The sequence below is a fragment of the Methylibium sp. genome (assembly GCF_031393925.1).
GTDB lineage: Bacteria > Pseudomonadota > Gammaproteobacteria > Burkholderiales > Burkholderiaceae_C > Methylibium.
The window spans coordinates 1-5,661 of the sequence record NZ_JANMWL010000245.1 but is presented as its reverse complement, the minus strand read 5'-3'; the positions used below and the strand labels follow the sequence as shown (position 1 = coordinate 5,661).

General features: G+C 62.4%; 8 protein-coding genes and 1 pseudogene. 5 read left to right on the top strand and 4 right to left on the bottom strand.

Annotated features, from left to right (window positions below; all coding sequences use genetic code 11):
- A partial coding sequence (locus RMO12_RS12960; protein WP_309639603.1) for a universal stress protein occupies positions 1-197 on the top strand: 197 nt, incomplete at its 5' end.
- Between the two features lie 92 nt (positions 198-289).
- Here RMO12_RS12960 and RMO12_RS16020 read toward each other — a convergent pair.
- The 3 genes from RMO12_RS16020 to RMO12_RS12950 are packed head-to-tail and all read right to left on the bottom strand — an operon-like array spanning position 290 to position 1,105.
- Positions 290-445 (bottom strand): NifU family protein, encoded by a 156-nt coding sequence (locus tag RMO12_RS16020; RefSeq protein ID WP_405029676.1) that lies wholly within the window; start codon positions 443-445, stop codon positions 290-292.
- Positions 387-875, bottom strand: a complete 489-nt coding sequence (locus tag RMO12_RS12955; protein ID WP_309639604.1) for a NifU N-terminal domain-containing protein — start codon at positions 873-875, stop codon at positions 387-389. Before RMO12_RS12955 ends, RMO12_RS16020 begins: the two co-directional genes overlap by 59 nt.
- Positions 876-922: 47 nt before the next feature.
- A complete protein-coding gene (locus tag RMO12_RS12950; protein WP_309639602.1) occupies positions 923-1,105 on the bottom strand; it encodes a gamma-butyrobetaine hydroxylase-like domain-containing protein in 183 nt (60 codons plus the stop codon).
- 305 nt (positions 1,106-1,410) lie between these two features.
- Here RMO12_RS12950 and bfr point away from each other — a divergent pair, with 305 nt between their 5' ends.
- The 3 genes and pseudogenes from bfr to RMO12_RS12935 form a co-directional block, all read left to right on the top strand.
- Entirely contained in the window at positions 1,411-1,887 is a 477-nt protein-coding gene (gene bfr, locus RMO12_RS12945) for a bacterioferritin (protein WP_309639601.1), read from the top strand.
- A 394-nt stretch (positions 1,888-2,281) separates the two neighbouring features.
- Positions 2,282-2,464 (top strand): (2Fe-2S)-binding protein, encoded by a 183-nt coding sequence (locus RMO12_RS12940; protein ID WP_309639600.1) that lies wholly within the window; start codon positions 2,282-2,284, stop codon positions 2,462-2,464.
- 1,264 nt (positions 2,465-3,728) lie between these two features.
- Positions 3,729-4,064: pseudogene (locus RMO12_RS12935) on the top strand (efflux RND transporter permease subunit); the annotation flags it as partial.
- A gap of 440 nt (positions 4,065-4,504) precedes the next feature.
- On the opposite strand, the gene RMO12_RS12930 reads toward RMO12_RS12935, so the two are convergent.
- The gene (locus RMO12_RS12930; RefSeq protein WP_309639599.1) at positions 4,505-4,708 is read right to left on the bottom strand and encodes a hypothetical protein; all 204 of its coding nucleotides are present in this window, start codon (positions 4,706-4,708) and stop codon (positions 4,505-4,507) included.
- Between the two features lie 149 nt (positions 4,709-4,857).
- On the opposite strand from RMO12_RS12930, the gene RMO12_RS12925 reads away from it, so the two are divergent.
- Positions 4,858-5,661: alpha/beta hydrolase (locus tag RMO12_RS12925; protein ID WP_309639598.1), on the top strand; the 804-nt coding region annotated here is incomplete at its 3' end.

Sequence of the window (5,661 nt, the reverse complement as noted above, 5' to 3'; positions counted from 1 at the left end):
TGCGCGAATTGAAAGGCGGTCGCGTCGCCGACGCGATCTTGCAGGAGGCGAAAAGCACATCTTGCGACCTGATCGTCATCGGCACGCACGGCCGCCGCGGCTTCAGTCGCGTACTGTTGGGCAGCGATGCAGAGAACGTGTTGCGCGAAAGCCCGGTGCCCGTCTTGCTCGTGCGTGCGCTGGGCGCGGCAAGCTGAGCAAGCTCGGCGCCGCCGGCGTATCACCGAAGTGACGCAGCCTTGGTTGACATCGGACAAGCTGCAAAGCGCTTCGTCCTGGGACCATGCGGTTACCCATGGCGTTCGTAGAACGGCTTCTTTCCCGCTGCGTGGTCCGTCGCATCCACGATTTCCACGATTTCCGGGGCGACCCTTTTCACCATGACTTCAAAGCCCTGCCTCAGCGTCACCTGAGAGGACGCGCAGCCCTGGCCGCCGCCGCTCATGCTGATGAAAAGCTTGCCTTGGCGGACGTCCCACGATCGAAATCTTCCCGCCGTGATTCGCGATGGAGCGATTGACTTCCTTGTCCAGGAGTTGCTGAACGATCACGCCAAGCTCGGCGTCGGCCCTTCCTTGCGCGCTGGCGTGGACAGCCACCTCCAGGATCGCCGGCACGCCGGTGAGCAGCTGCGTCCGGAGGGCCGTCCCGATGGCCGCTTTCAGTCCCGACCAAGAGGCGCTCGGCTCCTTGCCGATGGTCAGCACGCTCTCGGCGATGAGCACGTGGGCCACTCCGGGGAGCGCGAACAGCCGCTCGACTAGCGGCGACCCGGCAGCCCGTTCCTTGTTGCCGAAGAAGAAGGGGCCTCCAGGATGGAGGCTGCGGCTCACGGTGAACTTGCACGTGTCGGTCGGCGAGCGAAGTCTCCGCACGGATGCCGATCGGTAGACCCACAAGCGTCGGCTCCACAAAGCGGGCTTCAGACATCTTCGACGCCCTGCGCCGCAGCGCGCTCGCCCATGGCGCGCAAGTCGTTAAACGAATGGATGTCGCTGTTATGGCCGTCGTTCCAATCGAACCCGATCGCGTAGTTGCCTACGCTCTTGCAGGTCGTTCCAGACTTGTTGGCGGTGGACGCAGTCTGCAGCGAACCCGTCTCCAATGCGCTTTTTCCCTGCAAGAGGGAAAAAACAGGGAAATTCCGTCTCGACCCAGCGCGTTGCGCCGCGAGTAAACCGCCTACGCACGAGACATAGCGCGGTTTTAGGCCGGTCGTTCGCACTCCTCGCAGCAGCTCGGAGCAGGGAAATTTCCGCGCACGAACAGGGAAAGACTCGCCCATTCACAGCGACCCCAGTGCGCCGATCAGTGCCGTTCGAATTCCGTATAAACCTGTTGCAGACCTTTGCGTCATCGCGATAACCGCTCAGAATGACTGCTTCGACTACTAACCATGAGGAGTACCCGATGCAAGGCGACCCACAAGTCATCACCTGGCTGCAGGCACAACTCAAGAACGAGCTGACCGCGATCAACCAGTACTTCCTGCACTACCGCATGTTCAAGAACTGGGGCTTCGACCGGATGGCGAAGAAGGAGTACGAAGAATCGATCGGCGAGATGAAGCATGCCGACCGTTTGATGGACCGCATCTTCGTGCTCGACGGCCTGCCCAACCTGCAGGACCTGGGCAAGCTGCTGATCGGCGAGAACCTCATCGAAGCATTGCGTTGCGACCTCCAAATGGAGCAGGGCGCGCAGGCCACGATCAAGGACGGCATCGCCCACTGCGAGGCTGTGCGCGACTACGTTTCGCGCGAGCTGCTGCAAGGCATCCTCGACGACACCGAGGAGCACATCGACTTCCTGGAGACCCAGCTCGAACTCGTTGGCAAAGTGGGCGAGCAGAACTATTTGCAGTCGCAGATGGGCGAAGTCAGCTAAAGCGTCGCGCTGACCAACCAGGGGCTACCGGCGTTCAGCAATCGCCCTGGCGGAGCTTGGTCGCGTCCTCGGTAGTGTTCGAGTTCCTCGACATCCGAAGCGATGAGAAACGGCTGTTGCGCATCCAGTGTCGTACTGCAACGCCTGCCTCGACCGCTGCCGGGCGGTGCTGTCCAAAATCACTGCTGCTGCCTTCTGCATGACCACGAGTTGGTTGCTTCAGGACCGATCAAGCCGGTGTTGAGACTGCTTCGCCGGACACCCCAGCGCAGGCGGGAACAGCACTGGCCGAAAGATCAAAGCAGACAACTGCACAAACCACTGTACGGCTTGTAAATAGAAACGATTCGCATTACAGTACGATTTCCAAAGGCCATTCAGCACCGACCGCCTCATGATCGTCTGCATCTGCCACCGCGTCTCTGACCGGGACATTGAACGCGAAGCGCGCGAGGGCTGCGGCAGCTTCGAAGCGCTGCAGGGTGAACTACGGGTTGCGACTGCCTGCGGCGCTTGCACTGACTGCGCGCGGCACACCTTCGAGAAGGCCTGCGTGTCACCGCCGGCCGAACTTTGACCACCCGTGCCGGTTGAACATTGACCAGGGGCGGAAGGCCGCGTCGAGCGCGGCCGTTTATGGATAAGTGCAGATTGTTGCCTTGTTCGATCTCCCCGAAGCAGTGGTGAGTGCGCGTGGGAAGACGCGAAAAGCGTAGCCCGTAGCGGCTTTCCACACGCGGCCGTGGCGCTCAGGCGGTGAGCCGCCTGCAAGGCCTCCGCGGCCGAAACCGACCTCCACCCACGCTTTAATGCCATCTCGTCCAATCTCTTGGCCAAGGGAGTCGCGGTACTGCCCGGAGGCAGGGTCGAAGTAGATGCTTGTGTCATCGAGGCCTGCATTCTCAAGCGCTTCGCCGGTAGCTCCTTCTTTCTCACCGAACCCGCTTCATCGCGACCGATGAGAGAGCAGCGGAAGCCCCCGCCGCCTCCCGGGCTTCGGTTCGTTGGCTTTCCACAAAGGCCATCGCCGGTGACCGCGCTTGGCCCGATCGCGAAGCACCTCGATTCGCCAGCGCATTGCCGGTTTTCTCGGCGGCCGCTCCCTATCTGTTCCGCGCCTTCCTAGCCAGCCCTTTCCTGTCAGGGGAGTCGGGGTCCGACAAGTTTTTCACGACAACGATCTGCAGAGCCGCTCCTAAGCCGAGGTATGGTGTCCGAGTCACCCCCAACCAACTCGGCGGTCGCATGGCTTGTCTCTGGCAATGCCGCACTTGCAGCGTTGGATTGCCATTCCGGCGTCGCCAACAAGCCCGCATTCGCGACCCTTGACGCCAGCGCGAACAGCCACACCAGCAGCATCACGAATGCCGTGTTGCGCTTGGTCCGGGTGGCAGAGAAGAGCTTCTTGCTGGGTGCGAACGACATGCGATTGACGCTACGGGAGCGCCGCAGCGCAGGCTTGATCCTCGTCAAGCTTGTTCGAGGCAGCCCGCGACAACCATTCGCACGCGCCAAGCGCTGCGCCACGCAGATGAAAGATGAAACGAGGGCACCAGCGTTGGGCCGTTGGCGGTCTTCTTCGCCTACGACTTTCACCTGAATCAACCTCACCTGGGGCTGATCGGATCAACATAAATGCCGGCGGCGCAATGCTCAACGCTGTGCTGGCGCGGGCCCAGCGGGCCTGCTGCTCACAGCGGTAGAAACGATGGTCCCCACGCTGGCCAGCGTGGCAGCCTTCGAGCAGCGCATCGTCGCGATGTTTCGCCATGATTGGTGTCTGGTCGGCCTGGCCGGAAATGCCCGGCCGCTGCCGAGCATCGCCATCGTCTACGGGGCACCCGAGGAGCTACTGGACCACCTGGGGCGGCGCCTTCGAACAACGGCAGTCGGCCACCAAGCGGCTGCAGATCGTCGTGCCGGTGTCCTTGCTGCTGGTCTTCGTGCTGCTGTTCACGATGTTCGGCAATATCAAAGACGGTCTGCTGGTGTTCACCGGCGTGCCCTTCGCCCTCACTGGCGGCTTCGTGGCGCTGTGGCTGCGCGGCATCCCGCTGTCGATCTCGGCCGGCGTGGGCTTCATCGCGCTGTCCGGCGTGGCGGTACTCACCGGGCTGGTGATGATCGCCGCCATCCGCTCGCTGCGCGAAGACGGCCTGCCGCTGGACCGCGCGATCCACGAGGCGAAGTCTGACACCGCAAGCGATCGGAGCGGCGCTCGACTCGAGATCCGGCGCCTGATTACCGTATCGGCCGTGCCGGACATGAAGCCCGCCCAAGTGGGCAACCGGACGAACCGATGTCAGTGCCCGTGCGCCGGAATCGCCCGCACCGTCAGCACGCCGCCGATCGAGGCGATCGCGTCGACGACATGGCGCTCGACCGGGCTGTCGACGTCGACCAGCGTGTAGGCCATCTCGCCGCGCGACTTGTTGACCATGTTGTGGATGTTCAGGCCGGCCTGCGCCATCGCGGTCGAAGTACTCGCGCAGTTGATCGACCACCATCACGGCGCTGTTCTCTTCGGCCTCGGCGGTAGATGCGCCGAGGTGCGGTAGCGCGATGGCGCCGCGCTCGTGCAGCAGCGTAGGTGAGGGAAAGTCGCACACGTAGCTCTTCAACCGCCCGGCGCGCGGCGCGGCGACTCGGCCGCCTCGTCGACGATCGCATCGCGCGCAAAATTGAGCAGCACCGCGCCGGGCTTGATCGCCTGCAGCCGCTCAATCCACGCCTCCGATCGGGCTTCGCCTTTCAAGGAGGAAGCCATCCACGGTGCCGCCGCCTGACGCACAGCCGCAAGCTCCTCCGCAGAGCGACTCATATGAGTATCCATTTTCGGTTTATGGCTTTGACTACTTTCAGACCGGAAACGCCAGTGCACGGATGGTTGCGCTCTTGTGCACGGTCAGGCAACTTGATCCAGCGAGACCGCAGTAGTCTCCGTGCTCCCAGAACAATCAGGAGACCACCATGAGACGTGACATTGAATTCAAAGATTCTGACGGAACCACCCTGCGCGGATGGCATTACCTGCCTGACGGCGCGAGCGGAAAAGTACCGACCGTCATCATGGCGCACGGGTTTTCGGGCACCAAGGAAATTTTTCTGGACCGCTATGCCGAGCTGTTCGCAAAGTCCGGAATCGCCAGCGTCGTGTACGACCATCGCAACTTCGGTGCGAGCGATGGCGAGCCACGACAAGAGGTCGACCCGTGGCAGCAGGTCAAGGGGTATCGGGACGCCATCACTTACGCTGAGACTCTGCCGGAGACCAACGTAGACCGGATTGGCGTCTTCGGCTCCAGCTACAGCGGTGGGCACGTACTTGTCGTCGGCGCGATCGATCGGCGCGTGAAGTGCGTGGTGTCGCAAGTTCCTCTTGTTGACGGGCCACGCAATGCACAGCGGGCGGTCCCTGCCCCTCAACTCAAGGGCATGCGAGCGGCATTCGATGCCGATCGTCGGGCCCGGTTTGCGGGCAAGCCACCCGGGCGCCTCCCGGTCGTGTCGAACGACGGCTCTCCGAGCGCCTTGCCGACGGCCGATAGCTACGAATTCATGATCGACGTCGCCGGCAAACACACCAAGACGTGGATCAATGAAGTCACCGTCCGTTCGATCGAGATGTTCACCGAGTACAACCCGGGTTCATTCATCAGCCTTGTCAGCCCAACGCCGCTGCTGATGATCGTCGCCCTGGAAGACCATTTGGCAATCGCAGACCTCGCGTTGGAAGCCTATGAGGATGCGCGCGAGCCCAAGCGTCTGCTGACC

What these genes read in the sequence shown, in the direction of transcription:
- bfr (WP_309639601.1), top strand. Translation starts at nt 1,411, where the DNA reads ATGCAAGGCGACCCACAAGTCATCACCTGGCTGCAGGCACAACTCAAG.
- RMO12_RS12930 (WP_309639599.1), bottom strand. Translation starts at nt 4,708, where the DNA reads ATGAGTCGCTCTGCGGAGGAGCTTGCGGCTGTGCGTCAGGCGGCGGCA.
- RMO12_RS16020 (WP_405029676.1), bottom strand. Translation starts at nt 445, where the DNA reads ATGAGCGGCGGCGGCCAGGGCTGCGCGTCCTCTCAGGTGACGCTGAGG.
- RMO12_RS12940 (WP_309639600.1), top strand. Translation starts at nt 2,282, where the DNA reads ATGATCGTCTGCATCTGCCACCGCGTCTCTGACCGGGACATTGAACGC.